Raw genomic sequence first — 16,724 nt, forward strand, 5'->3', positions numbered from 1 at the left:
TTTTTAAAGGTTAGAACTTCACACTTGCACTGAACTCAACATAACGTGGTGTTTGATAACCAGTAATTGTGCCAAAATCAGTATCTATGGTACCTGGACTATTTAGCTCATAGGTTTCCACTTGACGAGTTGTTGCCGACGAGTCGAATACGTTATAAATATTCGCTTTTAGCAAAACGTCTAACTCAGACACTTGAATCATATATGACGCCGATAAGTCTAAACGGTAAACCCAGTCGGTACGACCATCGCTTCCTCTAGGATTAAAGTCATACGAAGTACCATCAGAGTTTAACGTGTAGTAAGTATCACCATATGTTGGTTGTCCGTTTGGATGCCCAACACCAAACTTATTCAATGGACGCCCAGACTCAACAGTAAAGTTTGCGCCCACGGTAAAGTCGTCGGTAATGGCATATGCACCATATATTTTAAACATATGACGACGGTCATTAGGCAAGTAACCATCAGCCCCATCCATTAGCTCAGGAAAGTCGAAGTCTTGTGTTAAACCCGCATCATCCTGCGCATTATCTGATTTAACTAAGCCTTCAGTATTGCCATAACTTTGCGACCAAGTATAAGTCGCACTCATACTCCAATCGTCAGTCCATGCACGATTTAAGGTCAAGTCGACAGCGTTGTAAGTTCTTTCTGCCTCAGGATAGCCTAGCTCGGAACCAGGTATTGTGACCGTTTTGTCTAGGGTGTGCTCAGCATCACAATCAGAATCAACTGCAACAGTCATATCTTCGCCAGGGTTGCCTAATACATATCCGCCCCCACCTGGGTGTGAACAACCGTATTTAGCTTCTGTCCAATGACTGATAGTCATATCATCGATAGCACCATTTAGCTTACGTTGCGTTCCTTTTATGCCCCATGACCAGTCTTCGTTTAGCATGGCTTGATAGCCAATAATAATTTCATCTTGATACATAGGGTCTAGATCTTGATCAACAATACCCGCTGTATCAGGAACGGTGCCGTCAGCTAAGTACTCGTCATCACCGATTTGTGCTCCTAAATTCGGAGTAGGGACTTGAATACCATTTATTTCTTGGTCAGTGGTGCCTTCTAACACGTAATATTTACGAACATCATATTCGTTACCCGCTAAACGAACGTTAGTATTACTGGCTACGGGTAAGAAGTAGCGACCGACGTTAGCAAATAATTTTGATTCACCATCACCGTTGATATCCCAAGAAGCGCCTAAGCGTGGCGCAAACATGTCATCAATTTTCACAAAACTCTCACCTTCAGAGTTTTTATTGTTGAATGAATCCCAGCGAAGACCGAGTGAGAGGGTAATATCATCGGTAACTGTCCAAGTATCTTCAATATATAGTGCTGATGAATTTACTTCGAAGTCACCACCGACAGTTCGCTCCCTTGAACGAGCATATTCGGTTACGCCATCAGGTACTATGCCGCCGTTTGGAAGTTCTGTTCCTGGTGCCGTGTCGTAATAGAACCAATACACTCCATCTGGTCCTGAGTAGTATTGATTACTGCTTGAGGTATTGATTTCTTGATCGTAACCGAAGTTAATGACGTGATTGTCCGAAACAAACCATTCAAAATCTGCACGGAACTCTTCACGCTTGTCACTGCCTTCTTCTTGGAAATAGTCTGCGGCAGAAGCACAGCCACGTGATACTTTAGGGGCAGATGCTCTGCGGTCATAAATAAGGTTACAGTCTTCGGCGATGTTGCTTGAAGATGTTAGGTTATATTCATTGACACCATAAAGTAATCTCGCACTAAACGAGTCGGTTAATTGGCCTGTATAAGCAAATACATAGTTATCACCACCAGATTTGTCGATGCTAACAGATGTTTGATCGCCGACTTTTTTGTTTTCGTAGTCATATAAGTGGTTACTTGATTCATCGTCAGACTCATCCGAGAAACCTGTAAATTCAAGCGTGTGGTTTTCGGCAATATTCCAATCAAGTTTTAGCCCCCAGAATGGGTTATCTGATTTAACTGAAGAAAAGGTTGTTCCTCTGTCAGCTACGTATTCTTCTTTCTCTGAACGAGGTTGGTACATCGCATAGAAAAACAGCTTATCTTGAATGATTGGACCCGATGCATATACATTACCTTCAACATTGTCATAGTAGTCTTCAGCATTATAGTTGTAGATGTCACCGTTCATGTCGTAACTGTTCGGAGAGTCAGATCTAAGTGCATCAGGGCGGTATCGAATATTGCCGCCAAACTCCCAGTTATTTGAACCGCGCTTTGTTACTGCGTTGACTACACCACCGGTTGAGCGACCGAACTCTGCTCCATAACCACCAGTCTTGACTTCAAATTGCTCGTAAAAATCAAACGGTACATTTGAGAAGCCGAGTCCATTACGGAAGTTTGTGACATTTAAACCATTAATAAAAAATGCGTTTTCAGCTACAGATGCGCCACCGAAAGAGGCAAAGTTACCAAATCGGCCGTCACCCCGTGTTGTACCAGGTGCAAGAAGCGCGACACTGGTAATATCTTTAGGTAATGGTAGGCGTTCAATTTCAACTTGTCCGATAACCATAGTCGCTTCGGACGACGTTGTATCTATTGATGCGATACGGCTTGAGCCTGTTACTTTTAGGCGCTCCATTCCTTCAGGATCAAGGGAAGCTTCAACATTGGAGTTACTACCGATTGCTACATTGACATTCTCAATCACTTCATCTGCATAACCATCAGCAGAAATTGTGATCGTGTATGCACCAATTGGGAGGCGTGGGATCCGATATTTACCATTTGAATCAGACTGGATGGTTCTTGTTAAGCCTGTATCTTGGTTTTTAATTATGATACTAGCGCCAGATACCGCTTGACTGGTTTCTGATGTAACAGAACCTTGAATAGAACCATCGGTATTACTTGCTGCTAGAACTGGCGTACTGATTGTAAATAAGGTGGAAATAGACATTGCGATAAGCGAGCGCTTAAATGTCTTGTTTTTCATTGTCATCCTGACTTTTCCTTATAATGATTAAATTACTTTTAATCCTTGGTTAAAAAGCCACCGAATAGGTGGTCTTTTATTTTTTATATTAAATGTTACAAGAAGTAAACAAATTGTTATAAGGGTGTTCTAGGGTTAGCTTGTATAAGTAAATTAATGGTTTATCTTCAAAAGCGTTTTTTTGTAGCGCCAGCTTGGGTTTGAGGCATAAAAAATGGCGCAGTAAATGCACCATTTTTTAATTTGTTGATTTTATTAATTTCTTACGAGTTCTAGCTCATTTATTAAGTTTTGTGCATTATCCACTTTATCCATCATCCAGAGGATGTAGCGGAAATCAACATGCACAGCACGGGTAATGGTTGGATTGAAGAACCAATCTTTGGTGATTGCTTCGTAAGTTGAATCAAAGTTAAGACCAACCAGTTCGCCTTTACCGTTAAATACCGGTGAGCCTGAATTACCACCAGTAGTATCAACACTTGATAAGAAGTTAACAGGCACTGAGTTAAATTCTTCCGGCTTATCTAAACAAGAGAACAAGCTGCATATCCAAGAGCGAGGGTCTTGATAAACTGAAGCCACAGTGTGTTTACCGTAATCATTTGTTGCAATGGCATCCAATAATTTTTTCGGTGCATTAAATGGCTCTTCACCCGTATGCTTACCTACAATCCCTTCAAGGCGTGTGAATGGTTGTTTGTAAAGTGCATCACGGGATTGATAACCATCGACCATACCGTAGGTGATACGCAATGTTCTGTTCGCATCTGGGTATACTGGCCAGTCATTTGCCTTGTAATAAGCAATCACTGCTTTCATATACTCAGGACGAGCGGTAGACAGTTTTCCTTTTAATGTCTTTTCGGCTTTTTCCTGCGCCATATTGGTGTCATGAAGGGCGACGGCTAAGCGGATAAATGGGTCGGCACTGGTTTCGAATGCTTCGGCATCCTTTTCCATCCACGCTAAGCGCTTTTCTTTATCAGTGAGACCAGTTAATGCGTAATAACCATCAAGTTTATCTGATAACTCCTGTGCATCAGAGATTTGGTTTAATGCATTATCCAAAATTTCGACGCGTTGGTTTTGCCCCATATATGCATTTAAATCTTGGAGCCAAAGTGTTTTATCAACCGACACATCAAAGCTGCGCTCAAGACGCTTTAAGTTCGCAGCAAACATTTTCATGTCACGTTCTTGGAAACCTTGTTCACGTTCGGCATCAGGAAGCTGCTTTTCTTTAGCGAGTCGGTATAACTTCTTAGCGGCAGACAATAACGCACTAGATTGTGCATTATTAAAATAATAATCAGTTTGAACTTGCGTTTGCTGCTCGGCTAATAAAGATTCTAATTCAGTGATGAGATTTTGATTAGCTTGAGTATCCTTTTTTAGCCAAGCTAAAAAGTCATCTTCACGAGTTTGTTTAATACCAACAATATCGGTTGCTTTAAAGCCATCAAGTAAACCGTTAAGCTTTTTCATCCGGTTTGCCATTGATGCTAAATTGCCCGCATATTTGATGGCGATAGCGTTATCTGTCGCAGCCATGCTGTTAATGGTATCAATCTGTAATTGATAGCGTTTTGCATAGGTTGGGTACATCCAATCACTAGCAAATTCAAGCTCACTTGTTAGGCGATAACGACTTGTTGCACCAGGGTAACCTGCTGCAAACACACCATCACCTGCTTTTACGCCGTCAGCATTAATCTTAAGGTAGCTTTTTGGCTCAAAAGGAACATTGTCTTCTGAATATACGGCTGGTTTTCCATCTTTACCGACGTAAGCACGCAAAAAGGTAAAATCGCCAGAATGGCGCGGGTATTCGTAGTTATCAATATCGCCACCAAACGCCCCAACACTTTCTGGTGGTGCATACACAAGGCGCACATCGCGGATGATAAGTTGTTTAATCAAATAGTATTCTAAACCATTGTGGAAACTACTTACCGAACAGCGATAGTTTTCATCGGTTTCACACTCTTTAATTAATGCTTTACGGTTTGACTGAATATCTTGATAGCGAGTTAATGGATCTGCACTTAAATTGGCATTTACGCTTTTAGTTACATCCGTAACGGCTTCGGTAATGTATAATCGCTCGTTGGGGCCAGCTGAAGGTTCTTCTGCTTTAGTGTTAGCAAGAAAACCTTCTTCAAGGTAGTTGTGCTCAGTTTTACTGTTATATTGTATTGCTCTATAAGCACAATGATGATTGGTAACAACTAGCCCTTGGGGAGAGACGAAACTGGCGGTACAATAGCCTAGACCGACGACAGCATTCATTGGATATTGTGTTAAGTCTGCAAGCTGTTTTGCAGGAATTTCGATGCCGCGTTGTGCTAATTTATCTGCAATAGAAGGCATTTGATAGGGTTGCCATTGGCCTTCATCGGCTTGAGCTAACCCAGAAGACAGCACAAGGGCTGCAACGAGTGCAATACGCATGTTCTTTCCTTATATTATTATTGTTTATCCGCATCAGCGGTTGATGTCTCATGTATTGATATATGCGACATGTTTGCATGACCTCGGTGTTATACCATATTTTACAAACAGGTTGGGAATTGGGAGTTTTAATGTCACAAAAAGGTGTTTTTAAGGCAAAAGAAAGGTTAAAAGACGCTCAAGTCGATGCGCTTAAATTGCCGCCGCATTCCATTGAAGCTGAGCAATCAGTTTTAGGTGGCTTAATGCTGGATGCCGATGCTTGGGATCGTGTTGCTGAAGCGATTGTGGCTGAAGATTTTTACTCCCGCTCTCACCGCATGATTTATGCGGCAATGAGCCGTTTGGTCGAAACCGGCCAACCGATCGATTTAATTACTGTATCTGAGCGATTAGAAGTTGAAGATCAACTTGAAGATGCTGGTGGCTTTGCTTACTTAGGTGAAATTGCCAAAAACACGCCAAGTGCAGGTAATATTTTATCTTACGCTGATATCGTTCGTGAACGTGCTGTTGTCAGGGACATGATTGGCGTTGCACACGAAATTGCTGATGCAGGCTATAACCCCGAAGGCCGCAATTCAAGTGACTTATTGGATTTAGCAGAAACCAAAGTATTTAAAATTGCTGAGTCTCGCGCTAATGCTAATGAAGGCCCTGAAGGAATTAAATCAATCCTTGAGAAAACCGTTGATAAAATTGAGCAGTTATATAACAACCCTCAAAACGGTGTGACAGGAGTTTCGAGTGGCTTTAGTGACCTAGATAAAATGACAGCGGGTTTTCAATCTGGCGATTTGGTGATTGTCGCTGCGCGTCCATCGATGGGTAAAACGACCTTTGCGATGAACTTGTGTGAACAAGCGGCGATGAACGAAGATAAACCTGTACTGATTTTCAGCTTAGAAATGCCGTCAGAACAAATCATGATGCGTATGTTGGCGTCATTAGGTCGAGTCGACCAAACGAAAATCCGTACCGGACAATTGGATGATGAAGATTGGGCACGTGTATCATCGACCATGGGCATAATGCTTGAGCAAGGTAAAATGTATATCGATGATGGCTCTGGTCTTACTCCTACAGAGGTTCGCAGTCGTGCACGCCGAATTGCTCGTGAGTATGGTGGCTTATCTATGATCATGATCGATTACTTGCAGTTAATGCAGGTGCCGTCATTAAAAGATAACCGTACCTTAGAGATTGCCGAAATTTCCCGGTCGCTGAAATCGTTAGCCAAAGAATTAGAGATCCCAGTGATTGCATTATCGCAGCTTAACCGCTCGTTGGAGCAACGTGCCGATAAGCGACCTGTTAACTCAGATTTACGTGAATCAGGATCGATTGAGCAAGATGCGGATTTGATCATGTTTATTTATCGTGATGAAGTGTATAACGATGATTCTGAACAAAAAGGTGTCGCAGAAATTATTATCGGTAAACAGCGTAACGGCCCAATTGGTCGTGTGCCTTTGACCTTCCAAGGCCAGTTTTCACGCTTTGATAATTATTCTGGCACTCAGATATTTGATGAAGATTAAAGCTGCCTAAGTCAGCTTAATGACCGCACCAAATAACCTGTGATATTCAAGCCTCTGTTATAATTAACAGAGGCTAATTTTTTGAATGCTGTTAGGTAATAAGTCACATATAACTACAGCAAAATAAGGCTAAGTATTTGAAACCTTTTCCACGCGCAGAAATCAGTCGACAAGCGCTACAGAATAACCTCACTCGGCTGCGAGAAATTGCGCCGAATAGTAAGGTCATGGCTGTTGTTAAAGCCAATGGTTATGGACATGGCTTATTAAATGTCGCCCAATGTGTTGATAATGCTGATGGGTTTGGCTTAGCAAGGCTGGAAGAGGCGCTACAACTTCGCGTTGGCGGCGTGAGTGCGAAATTATTACTGTTAGAGGGGTGTTTTCGCCAATCAGATCTTCCTTTGCTGGTAGAGCATCAAATTGATACGGTTGTGCATCACGAGTCTCAGTTAGAAATGTTAGAACAGTCGTCCTTATCTAAGCCGATTACTGTGTGGATGAAAGTTGACACAGGTATGCACCGTTTAGGCTTTGATTTAGAGCAATTTAACGAGGTATATCAACGTCTGCTTACTTGTCCTAATGTGGCTAAGCCAATTCACTTAATGACACATTTTGCCTGCGCTGATGAACCCGATAATGCATTAACACAACGTCAAATTGATGCGTTTGAGCAGCTGATTAAAGGCTTACCTGGTGATGTAACTTTGGCGAATTCTGCTGCTACATTGTTCTGGCCGCACAGCCAGTGCGACTGGATTAGACCTGGCATTGCATTATATGGTGTTTCACCTGTTTTCGGTGACAAAGGCACCCATCATGGACTTACACCTGCCATGGAATTAGTGTCTAACCTGATTGCTGTCAGGGAACATAAAGCCGGAGAAAGTGTTGGTTATGGCGCCCATTGGACCGCTGATAATGATACTCGACTTGGCGTTGTCGCCATTGGTTATGGTGATGGATATCCACGCAATGCTCCTGAAGGCACCCCAGTTTGGTTAAATGGTCGAAGAGTACCGATCGTTGGTCGTGTATCTATGGATATGCTGACAGTGGATTTAGGTAAAGATGCTACAGATAAGGTTGGCGATCTTGTTCAGTTATGGGGCAAGGCGCTTGCCGTTGAAGAAGTTGCGGAGCACATAGGCACCATTGCTTATGAGCTTGTGACTAAACTGACTCCCAGAGTTGTAGTAGATTTGCAGCAATAACATTTGTCAGTAATTTTCGTTGTGAAACTAGATGTTGCAGGTTAATTAAGTCAATAGTTAGCCTGTATTAGAAGGAAAACTAGGTGCAGTTGTATAAATCTGTAGTATTGATTTATTGCCTTTTATTAAGCGTAAATAGTGTGGCTCAAGCAAGCTCTGTGATCTCACAGAGTAGCGATATTGAAACACCCAATATACAAACATTGGCGTCAGAAGGGGCCACTGTATCGGTAGAGTTGCCTCATGATGAAGCGGCTAGAGATACTGAAGACGCAAATCAAACGGCTCAAAAACAGTCTGAACCACAATCAAATCATCAATATGATCCTGAGTTTGTCGCTGTTCCTATTGTTTTTTCAACAGAAACTCTTAGCACCACATTTGGCGCTGCAGGATTAGTAAAGCATGCTGGCCAAGCGCAAGCAGTCGCTTTAGGCATTGGCCTATACTCTGCAAATGACAGCTGGTTAACTTATGCTGGATTTTATAATTATCAATTACCTAAACTTGATCAATGGCTGTTTAGTGCTGAGGTATTTCGTGGTCACTATGAACAAGGGATTTACTACTTACCACAAGCGCCACAAGTACCAAAGGCTAATGATAGTGAGCGAATAATCAGTGTTGGTGATGAAGGTTTTTCAAAACTACATATTAAATATGTCCTGCCTATTGCTGGTGGCAAAAATGGCGCAGCAGCCTCGTTAGCGAGAAAGAAAAATGCAGTGAGCTGGAATCCATTAGAATCTGGTGTCACAAGCATTAGTTTAACTCCCTTTAACAAATATCGTGAGTTAGAGGCCTTGGATTACTTACCTGATGAAGCCAGAGGGTTTGAGTTGTCGCTTAACTGGGATAACCGTGATTCAGCTAATAATAGTAGCCAAGGTGGTGAGAGCAATTTAACCATTACCCGTGGTAGCGATATAAATGATGACCCAAATTGGTTGATGTGGGAATTTGAGCAAAGTGCATTTTTGTCACTTGGGAGCAATGCTTGGTTTGAAGATCACGTATTAGCTACCAATGTTTATATTGCCGATACGCCAACTTGGAATGATATTGACAATAGTACACAAGAATTTAAGCGTCCGCCGAGTTTTGCTGGCGTCTCCTTGGGTGGTTTTGATCGACTTAGAGGGTACGACTCAAAGCAATTTACTGGCCGTAGTGCAGTTAATTATGCTTTAGAATATCGCATCACTCCTCGCTGGCAGCCCCTGCAGAATCTACCTGTGTTTAATTTGTATAACGTACCTTGGTGGCAATGGGCGTTATTGTTAGAAGCGGGTAATGTCAGTGATGAGTTCAGCTTCGATTCTCTCCATGAAGATATGAAAACGGCTTATGGCGCGAGTATTCGATTTGAAGTTGAAAGTATCGTTATTCGTACCGACTTTGTCACAGGTGGCGATGAAAGCCAGTTTTGGGTCATGGTTAATCAGCCCTTTTAATCTAATATCTTATAAAGCAAGATTAGAAATTTATTATAAACAATCTTCATTAAAAGCTGCATAGTGATATAATGCACGGCTGAAATTTTGGCTGCTTGAGTAGAAAATATTGGCAGTTTAAATCAAGTTCATTAAGTCGCTGATAACCATAGATAAGGTAAATTTTTTGGCTTCATTAACACTAAACAGAGCACTCTCTATTGCACCTATGCTTGATTGGACTGATAGACATTATCGCTATTTTGCTCGGTTGATGTCAGCGAATACCGTGCTGTATACCGAGATGGTCACCACAGGTGCAATTATTCATGGTCAAGGTGATTACTTGGCGTATAACGAAGAAGAGCATCCTGTCGCGCTTCAATTGGGCGGTTCAAATCCAAAAGACTTGGCTACGTGCGCCAAGTTAGCGTTTGAGCGCGGCTATGATGAGATTAACCTCAACGTGGGTTGTCCTTCTGATCGAGTCCAAAATGGCCGTTTTGGTGCCTGCTTAATGGGCGAGCCACAACTTGTGGCTGAGTGTGTTGATGCGATGAAGCAAGTTGCTGATATCCCTGTAACGGTTAAAACTCGAATCGGTATCGATGAGCAAGACAGTTATCAATTTCTCACTGATTTTGTTGATACGGTAAAAGCGGTTGGCTGCGATACCTTTATTGTGCATGCTCGAAAAGCGTGGTTACAAGGATTAAGCCCAAAAGAGAACCGGGAAATACCGGAACTTAATTATGAACGTGTGTACCAGTTAAAGCGTGATTATGCCGATTTGAATATCAGTATTAACGGCGGTGTAAAAACCTTAGAAGATTCGTTAACGCACCTAGAGCAATTAGATGGTGTGATGATAGGCCGTGAGGCATATCAGAACCCTTATTTACTCGCTAAGGTTGACCAAGTTATCTATGGTGATGATAACCCCGTCATTACCCGTGAGCAGGTTATTGAGCAAATGATGCCTTATATTGAGCAACATTTAGCGCAGGGCGGACGGTTAAATCATATCACTCGTCATATGATTGGTTTATTTCAAGGTTTACCTGGCTCAAGAGGATGGCGCAGACATTTAAGTGAGAATGCTCATAAAGCTGGTGCTGGTGTCTCGGTTATTTGGGACGCAGTGGCAAGAATGGAGCAAAGCCGCCCACCTGCTGATGTGACCTTTTATCCTAACAACAACCTTTGATAGTTGTGAAGGATTATCAAAGGTTGGCATCTAGGCTATTAGTATCGCTTACATGATGCTGTCGAGCTAAATTAACTTTTAAAAGCGTCTTTATAGGGCGCTTTTTTTGTGACTGTTATTTGGCTAATTAAGTTTTAGCTAATTTCACTATTTTTGTGGTTAAAAATACTAATAGTTTAAAAAATGCTCAACGCGCTTTTTAGTCGATAAGAAAGTGTTTTAATAAAAACTCTTATAAATCAGGTGTTAAAAAATATTTTAAAACTTGGCACGCAGCTTGTAATAACTATGGTGTACCCAACAAATGAAAAGGAAGACATCATGTTTAACTCAACTACAAATACAACTGGTTCATCATTATCGACAAACACTAATGCAACTTCATCAGCAAAAAGTGTCATGAAAAAAGCAGCTTTGGTTGCACTGCTTGCAACAGCAAGTATGGGGGCACAAGCAAACGATTTGAACAGTGCCGATGTGATTCATGTGTTAGAAACTCGAATCAGTGAAACTGCAACAGAAATGCTGCAAACAGCGAAACAAGAAATTGTATTGTCACTGCATAGTCAAATCGCTGAGCAAGTGTTTGCTTTAAATAGCTCTCTAGAATTAGCTGAGTCAGCACAGGAAGAAAATGCGGAATCAGTATTAGCCAGTAACGAGGACTAATTCATGGATTTAATGATGATATTTCATTTAGCAGATCCGTTGATTTCACTTCTTCTGCTTCCCGTAATCAGTTTTATTGTGTGTTCACTTTTGATTTGCGGGTTGCAGCGGTACCAATTTAGCCATGTAGATGCTATCTCAGCAGAATTTAACCAAGCTGGTTTAGTAGGAGAAAAAGAATGAACATGTCAGATGTAGAGAACTATTTGAAAGCTAAAAAACGATTAGTGTGCGGCGCATGCCTTTCGGTAGCAAAACAATTCGGTTGGTCTGTCATGTGGACGCGTGTATTAACGTTTATCGCTATTTTTTTAAGTCCAACTGTTGGCCTAATAGGTTACTTTATCGCTGCCATTATCGTAAGTCAGCAACAGTCTCGCTATTAATGTAAGGGACAGTGATGGTCATCACCGCCCCTAGCTGAGATTATTTGCATCGTCAGTTGATTACCAAGCAGGTTTTAGATGAGCCGACTTAATGGCCCGAACTGATTAGCGGGATAAAAATGCTTGGAAGCAGGCTTTCGCTTCATCACTTTTTAACCTTTCACTAAATAACTCAAGCTCAGTAAGCATTTGCTGTTTCACTTCTGCTTGATTGTATCGTAGTAACTTTTTAGATGCTTGCATGGCCAATGGTGGCTTAGCCGCTAACTTTTTAGCTTGGCTTAACACAAAGTTATCTAAATCCGACTGTTCAACCACACGATTGATGATATTGAGCTCATACGCTGTCTCTGCGGTAAAACTTTCGCCTAATAAGAGCAACTCTGCCGCTTTTTGCTGGCCAACAATCAAAGGTAAAAGTAAACTCGAGGCCGCTTCTGGGACTAACGCTAAATTCACAAACGGTAACTGAAATTTAGCACTGTTATCAGCGTAAACGAGATCACAATGTAGCAGCATGGTTGTGCCAATCCCGACAGCTGCTCCAGATACAGCAGCAACAATTGGTTTTTTGAGCGTGAGTAAGCAATGTAAGAATTGTACCGTAGGATGACTGTCGTTTAGTTCGCCGCTGGCAAGGAAATCGGCAATATCATTACCTGATGTGAAACATTTGTCTTCACCACGCAACATAAAGGCACGAATGTCATTGTCGCTCTCACCTTGGATCAGGTATTCTGTAAGCTGTTGGTACATTTTAAGATTAAAGGCATTACGTTTTTCTGGACGATTAAAACTGATAATACGTACGCCTTGATCATCCTTAACCTGAATCTGGCTCATTCGTTGTTTTCCTTATGGACGCGAGTAGGGTGTAAATGGAGTTTAAGACATTGAAAGCAATATTCAAACAACTGTTTAGTTTTTTAGTTTTAACCACGTTTTCTTTTTCGGCTTTTGCTGGAATAATGTTAAGTGATGGTCATGTAAGAGCTATGCCTGCAAGTGTGCCAAATACCGCAGCATACATGACATTAATGAACCATACTGACAAAGCAATCACATTAGTCGCTGTGAATACACCAGTGGCAAAAGAAGCTCAGCTTCATACGTTAATTGAAGAAAATGGCATGGTAAAAATGCGTCAGGTAGAAGGGTTCGAGATCCCGTCTCATGGCACCTTGTCATTACAGGCCTCTGGTGATCATATCATGCTGTTATCACTCTCAGAGCCTTTGAAAGTAGGGGATACAGTCCCGTTAGAATTGGTTTTTAAAAATGGCGAACTACTACAAGTTGAACTGACGGTTGAGAAAAAGGCGAGTAATGAATCCCAAGAAAGCCATCATCACCATCATCATTAAGGAGTTGTATTGATGCAAGTAACAAGGAATAAAGTCATTGGCGTAGTCGGGTTTATCTTTTTAATCGGATACGTTATCTCGGTTTGGTGGAGTATCGAGCCTGATATTCTTGAGCCAGAAGTACTGCAAAATGAGCGCGGTGAAGATGTTGTTGGTTATGCGACCACATCGTCATTAATTTCAACCATGGAAACCTTATTGGACAAACCAGGTGGCTGGTTATCCAATGATATTATGCCACCTTCTGTGATGATGGATAATATGCCAGCATTCGAGTTTGGCGCATTAGAGCAATCTCGTGATTTGGCCTTAATTATGCGTAAGGAGTTCAGTCGTTCGCAATCACAATCAACGGCAGATGCAGACTTACTTGCGGCTCATTCAAAACTGAATATTGAGCATACTAGCTGGTTAGTGCCGAGTGCTGAAAGTGAATATCGTGAAGCCATAAAACTATTGAAACTTTATCGCGCTAAAATCAGTGATACTGAAAACAGTAATGCCCAGTTTTATGCCCGTGCAGATAATTTAAACGAGTGGCTTAAAGAAGTGCAAAAGCGTTTAGGCAGTATGTCACAACGTTTATCTGCCAGTGTTGGTCAAGATAGATTGAATACCGATTTAGCTGGTGATACCGCAGCAAGACAATCAACGTCATCAATGGCGAGCTTAGAAATAAAAACAAGCTGGTGGAAAATTGATGATGTGTTGTATGAAAGCCGTGGTTCTGCTTGGGCGTTATTAAACTTTATGAAAGCCATCGAAGTTGATTTTGCCGATGTGCTGGAAAAGAAAAATGCTGAGGTGAGCTTACGTCAGATAATTCGTGAACTCGAAGCAACTCAGCAAACCGTATGGAGCCCAATGGTTTTAAACGGTGATGGATTTGGATTGGTGGCTAACCACTCGTTAGTGATGGCCAACTATATATCGCGTGCAAATGCCGCGGTGATTGATTTAACTAACTTACTCTCTCAGGGATAATGATGAAAAAGACACTTCTTGCCACTGCCTTATTAGGTATGTTGAGCATTTCTTCTGCTCATGCAGCTACTGTTGTTGGTTTTAAAGTTGGTGGTGATTACTGGGATGCTGATACCAGTGGTTCATTCAACAGCGATGATGGTGTAGCACAAACGTATAACTACGAGTCTAAGTCTCAAGGTAGTTTATGGATTGCCTTTGAGCATCCAATTCCTTTAGTGCCGAATGTCAAAATTCGTGAAAACCGTCTAGAAGGGAAAGGAAGCCAAATCGATTCAAACTTTATGTTTAATGGTCACCAGTTTGACTCTGATACTACAGTTTATAATGATTTAAGTAATACTGACTTTGTACTTTATTACGAAATCTTAGATAACGATTTAGTCGCGTTAGACTTAGGTGCCGCATACAAACAAATGCATGGCTCTTTGCGTGTTCAAGATCCTGGTCATCCAGAAGAAGTAGACGTAGATAGCGGCATCGTAATGGTTTATGCCAGCGCTGAAGTCGGTGTTCCTGGTTTAGGTTTGTATGCCTTTGCTGACGTGATGTTAGGTGTTGATGAAACGAGTGTATACGACTACAACGCAGGCCTTGGTTGGAAGTTTGATGGTGTTGCACTTGATACAGCTGTTCGTGTGGGTTACCGCGAGTTTAACTTTGACGTTGATGACTTCTCTAGCACAACTCAAAACATGTCATTTAAAGGTGCTTTTGCCGGTGTTGAATTGGCATTCTAATTAGCCGTCAATGTAGGTTGAAATAAGCAAAAAAAAACCGCCATATGGCGGTTTTTTTTATGCTTAACAATCCAACAATAACATCAATTATTGTGCGATTAAGCCATTATTGATAGCAATGATGTCATCTTCACTTAAGGTACCAGCAGCTTGTTTAAGCGCTAAGATTGAATTGATGTAACCGTATCGCGCATCAGATAACTGACGTTTTGAATCATATAAATCACGTGTACGGTTGAGTACGTCAACAATAGTACGTGTACCTACTTCAAAACCAGCTTGAGTTGCTTTTAATGCACTTTCAGAAGAAATCACTGATTGCTCGTAAGCACGGATTGAACTGATTGATGCACCAACGTTGTTAAAGTTATTGCGTACATCTTTTACAACACCACGGTGAACCTGCTCTAGCTTCTCACTAGCTTCAACGTATTGGTACTGCGCTTGTTTCACTTGTGAAGATACTTTAAAGCCTTCAAAAATCGGTACACTTAATGTCACTGCAATGTTGGCATTATCGTAATCCGCACCAGGGCTTTGCTCAAAACCTTTAGTGTAACCCGCACCTAAATTAAGCGATGGCATATGGCCTGCTTTATATAACTCAATCGTTTTGCTCGCGATATCACGGCCAATGCGTTGAGTCATCAAATCAATACTATTGGTTTCAGCCATGGTTAACCACTCTGAAGAGGTGGTTGGGCTTGGTGCACCAGCAGAGAATCGGTTGGTATCAAGGGTATTAATCGATTTATGATCTATTCCCGTGATTTCACGTAATGCTTCATAGCTGTTTGCTAATGTGTTTTCTGCAAGAATTTCAGTTGCTGAAGCTAAATCGTATTGAGCTTGCGCTTCATGCACATCAGTAATTGCGGTAAGGCCTACAGCAAAACGTTGTTTAGTTTGCTCAAGCTGACGCTCAATTGCGCGTTTTTCTGCGCCTTGGAATTCATAGTTATCTTTTGCGGTTAATACATCAAAATAAGCAGTCGTTACACGAATAATTAATGATTGTAATGCCGATGCGTAAGCTGAATCAGCTTGTGATGCAGCCATTTCAGCAAGGTCTAAGCCAACCCATGCACTGTGATCGTAAATGACTTGGTTAAGGGTTAAACCACCAGTAAAACCTTCAGGCTTTTCGGTAGGCGAACCTTCTGAATCATTCCATGCTTTAGAGTAACCTACGTTAGCACTGATGGTAGGTAATAAAGGAGCACGGTTTTCTTCAATCGTTTCGTATAATGCATCACGTTGAGATTGTGCTTGCAATACAATTGTATCGCTTGTTAGCGCTTGCTGATAAATTTGGAGTAAATCATCGGCATTAGCTGCAGGTGCAGCAACCGCTAATGTTAGCGCTGCGTATAAAGAACGTATTTTAAATTTCATTTGCTGCCCTTTTAGACATGGCCTCCTAACCTGGAGGAAATATTAACTTTGTTGTGCACAGATTGACTATGTGAGCAAGATAGCTTTGTGTGTTTGTGATCCACTTAAAACTTTGTGCAATCCCGCTATGTATCTAGTGTATATGATAAAAAGACTATCATCTTTAAGCTAAATATCAACTTTCAAGTTGTAACAGACTTTTTTCACCTTACATGGTTAAATACAATACTCAGCTATTGGTATTTTTTATGGTGAATTTTATCTATTTCCTGCTGCTTATAGTATAGGAAACTACCATCGCAATACCAATAATGACTTTAGCAAATAGCAAATATCAAAAATCAACATTGGCTAATATAC

14 protein-coding genes are annotated in these 16,724 nt (G+C 41.4%); 10 read left to right on the top strand and 4 right to left on the bottom strand.

The features are described from left to right. Positions 1-10: 10 nt before the first annotated feature. Positions 11-2,974: a TonB-dependent receptor gene (locus J8L86_RS06300; protein WP_160319078.1), complete on the bottom strand. Its 2,964-nt coding sequence runs from the start codon at positions 2,972-2,974 to the stop codon at positions 11-13. Between the two features lie 255 nt (positions 2,975-3,229). Further along, positions 3,230-5,428, bottom strand: coding sequence for a S46 family peptidase (locus J8L86_RS06305; RefSeq protein ID WP_055023451.1), 2,199 nt, complete (start codon positions 5,426-5,428; stop codon positions 3,230-3,232). A gap of 131 nt (positions 5,429-5,559) precedes the next feature. On the opposite strand from J8L86_RS06305, the gene dnaB reads away from it, so the two are divergent. From dnaB to J8L86_RS06340, 7 genes are all read left to right on the top strand, one after another. After that, positions 5,560-6,969: a replicative DNA helicase gene (dnaB, locus tag J8L86_RS06310; protein ID WP_055023450.1), complete on the top strand. Its 1,410-nt coding sequence runs from the start codon at positions 5,560-5,562 to the stop codon at positions 6,967-6,969. Between the two features lie 137 nt (positions 6,970-7,106). Beyond that, positions 7,107-8,186 (top strand): alanine racemase, encoded by a 1,080-nt coding sequence (gene alr / locus J8L86_RS06315; protein ID WP_211029374.1) that lies wholly within the window; start codon positions 7,107-7,109, stop codon positions 8,184-8,186. Between the two features lie 83 nt (positions 8,187-8,269). After that, complete coding sequence (locus tag J8L86_RS06320) at positions 8,270-9,640, top strand: hypothetical protein (RefSeq protein WP_211029376.1); 1,371 nt, start codon at positions 8,270-8,272, stop codon at positions 9,638-9,640. Positions 9,641-9,806: 166 nt separating this feature from the next. Then, the gene (gene dusA / locus J8L86_RS06325) at positions 9,807-10,826 is read left to right on the top strand and encodes a tRNA dihydrouridine(20/20a) synthase DusA (RefSeq protein WP_211029378.1); all 1,020 of its coding nucleotides are present in this window, start codon (positions 9,807-9,809) and stop codon (positions 10,824-10,826) included. Positions 10,827-11,147: 321 nt separating this feature from the next. Beyond that, positions 11,148-11,495: a hypothetical protein gene (locus J8L86_RS06330; protein WP_211029380.1), complete on the top strand. Its 348-nt coding sequence runs from the start codon at positions 11,148-11,150 to the stop codon at positions 11,493-11,495. 3 nt (positions 11,496-11,498) lie between these two features. Then, on the top strand, positions 11,499-11,678 hold the full coding sequence (locus J8L86_RS06335) for a hypothetical protein (protein WP_055023441.1): 180 nt from the start codon (positions 11,499-11,501) through the stop codon (positions 11,676-11,678). Continuing rightward, positions 11,675-11,881 (top strand): PspC domain-containing protein, encoded by a 207-nt coding sequence (locus tag J8L86_RS06340; RefSeq protein ID WP_055023440.1) that lies wholly within the window; start codon positions 11,675-11,677, stop codon positions 11,879-11,881. Before J8L86_RS06335 ends, J8L86_RS06340 begins: the two co-directional genes overlap by 4 nt. A gap of 105 nt (positions 11,882-11,986) precedes the next feature. Here the strand turns inward: J8L86_RS06340 and J8L86_RS06345 are convergent, their stop codons facing one another. Then, entirely contained in the window at positions 11,987-12,724 is a 738-nt protein-coding gene (locus J8L86_RS06345; protein WP_055023439.1) for an enoyl-CoA hydratase, read from the bottom strand. 35 nt (positions 12,725-12,759) lie between these two features. On the opposite strand from J8L86_RS06345, the gene J8L86_RS06350 reads away from it, so the two are divergent. The 3 genes from J8L86_RS06350 to J8L86_RS06360 are packed head-to-tail and all read left to right on the top strand — an operon-like array spanning position 12,760 to position 14,969. Continuing rightward, positions 12,760-13,245 (top strand): copper chaperone PCu(A)C, encoded by a 486-nt coding sequence (locus J8L86_RS06350; protein ID WP_065109415.1) that lies wholly within the window; start codon positions 12,760-12,762, stop codon positions 13,243-13,245. A 12-nt stretch (positions 13,246-13,257) separates the two neighbouring features. Next, the gene (locus J8L86_RS06355; protein ID WP_055023437.1) at positions 13,258-14,229 is read left to right on the top strand and encodes a DUF2333 family protein; all 972 of its coding nucleotides are present in this window, start codon (positions 13,258-13,260) and stop codon (positions 14,227-14,229) included. A gap of 2 nt (positions 14,230-14,231) precedes the next feature. Further along, entirely contained in the window at positions 14,232-14,969 is a 738-nt protein-coding gene (locus J8L86_RS06360; RefSeq protein ID WP_065109416.1) for a TIGR04219 family outer membrane beta-barrel protein, read from the top strand. A gap of 87 nt (positions 14,970-15,056) precedes the next feature. On the opposite strand, the gene tolC is transcribed toward J8L86_RS06360, so the two are convergent. Then, positions 15,057-16,364: an outer membrane channel protein TolC gene (gene tolC / locus J8L86_RS06365; protein WP_065109417.1), complete on the bottom strand. Its 1,308-nt coding sequence runs from the start codon at positions 16,362-16,364 to the stop codon at positions 15,057-15,059. Positions 16,365-16,724: the final 360 nt, after the last annotated feature.

Source organism: Shewanella sp. MMG014 (assembly GCF_018100775.1).
Taxonomy (GTDB): domain Bacteria; phylum Pseudomonadota; class Gammaproteobacteria; order Enterobacterales; family Shewanellaceae; genus Shewanella; species Shewanella japonica.

What these genes read in the sequence shown, in the direction of transcription:
- J8L86_RS06300 (WP_160319078.1), bottom strand. Translation starts at nt 2,974, where the DNA reads ATGAAAAACAAGACATTTAAGCGCTCGCTTATCGCAATGTCTATTTCC.
- J8L86_RS06305 (WP_055023451.1), bottom strand. Translation starts at nt 5,428, where the DNA reads ATGCGTATTGCACTCGTTGCAGCCCTTGTGCTGTCTTCTGGGTTAGCT.
- dnaB (WP_055023450.1), top strand. Translation starts at nt 5,560, where the DNA reads ATGTCACAAAAAGGTGTTTTTAAGGCAAAAGAAAGGTTAAAAGACGCT.
- J8L86_RS06330 (WP_211029380.1), top strand. Translation starts at nt 11,148, where the DNA reads ATGTTTAACTCAACTACAAATACAACTGGTTCATCATTATCGACAAAC.
- J8L86_RS06335 (WP_055023441.1), top strand. Translation starts at nt 11,499, where the DNA reads ATGGATTTAATGATGATATTTCATTTAGCAGATCCGTTGATTTCACTT.
- J8L86_RS06340 (WP_055023440.1), top strand. Translation starts at nt 11,675, where the DNA reads ATGAACATGTCAGATGTAGAGAACTATTTGAAAGCTAAAAAACGATTA.
- J8L86_RS06345 (WP_055023439.1), bottom strand. Translation starts at nt 12,724, where the DNA reads ATGAGCCAGATTCAGGTTAAGGATGATCAAGGCGTACGTATTATCAGT.
- J8L86_RS06350 (WP_065109415.1), top strand. Translation starts at nt 12,760, where the DNA reads ATGGAGTTTAAGACATTGAAAGCAATATTCAAACAACTGTTTAGTTTT.
- J8L86_RS06355 (WP_055023437.1), top strand. Translation starts at nt 13,258, where the DNA reads ATGCAAGTAACAAGGAATAAAGTCATTGGCGTAGTCGGGTTTATCTTT.
- J8L86_RS06360 (WP_065109416.1), top strand. Translation starts at nt 14,232, where the DNA reads ATGAAAAAGACACTTCTTGCCACTGCCTTATTAGGTATGTTGAGCATT.
- tolC (WP_065109417.1), bottom strand. Translation starts at nt 16,364, where the DNA reads ATGAAATTTAAAATACGTTCTTTATACGCAGCGCTAACATTAGCGGTT.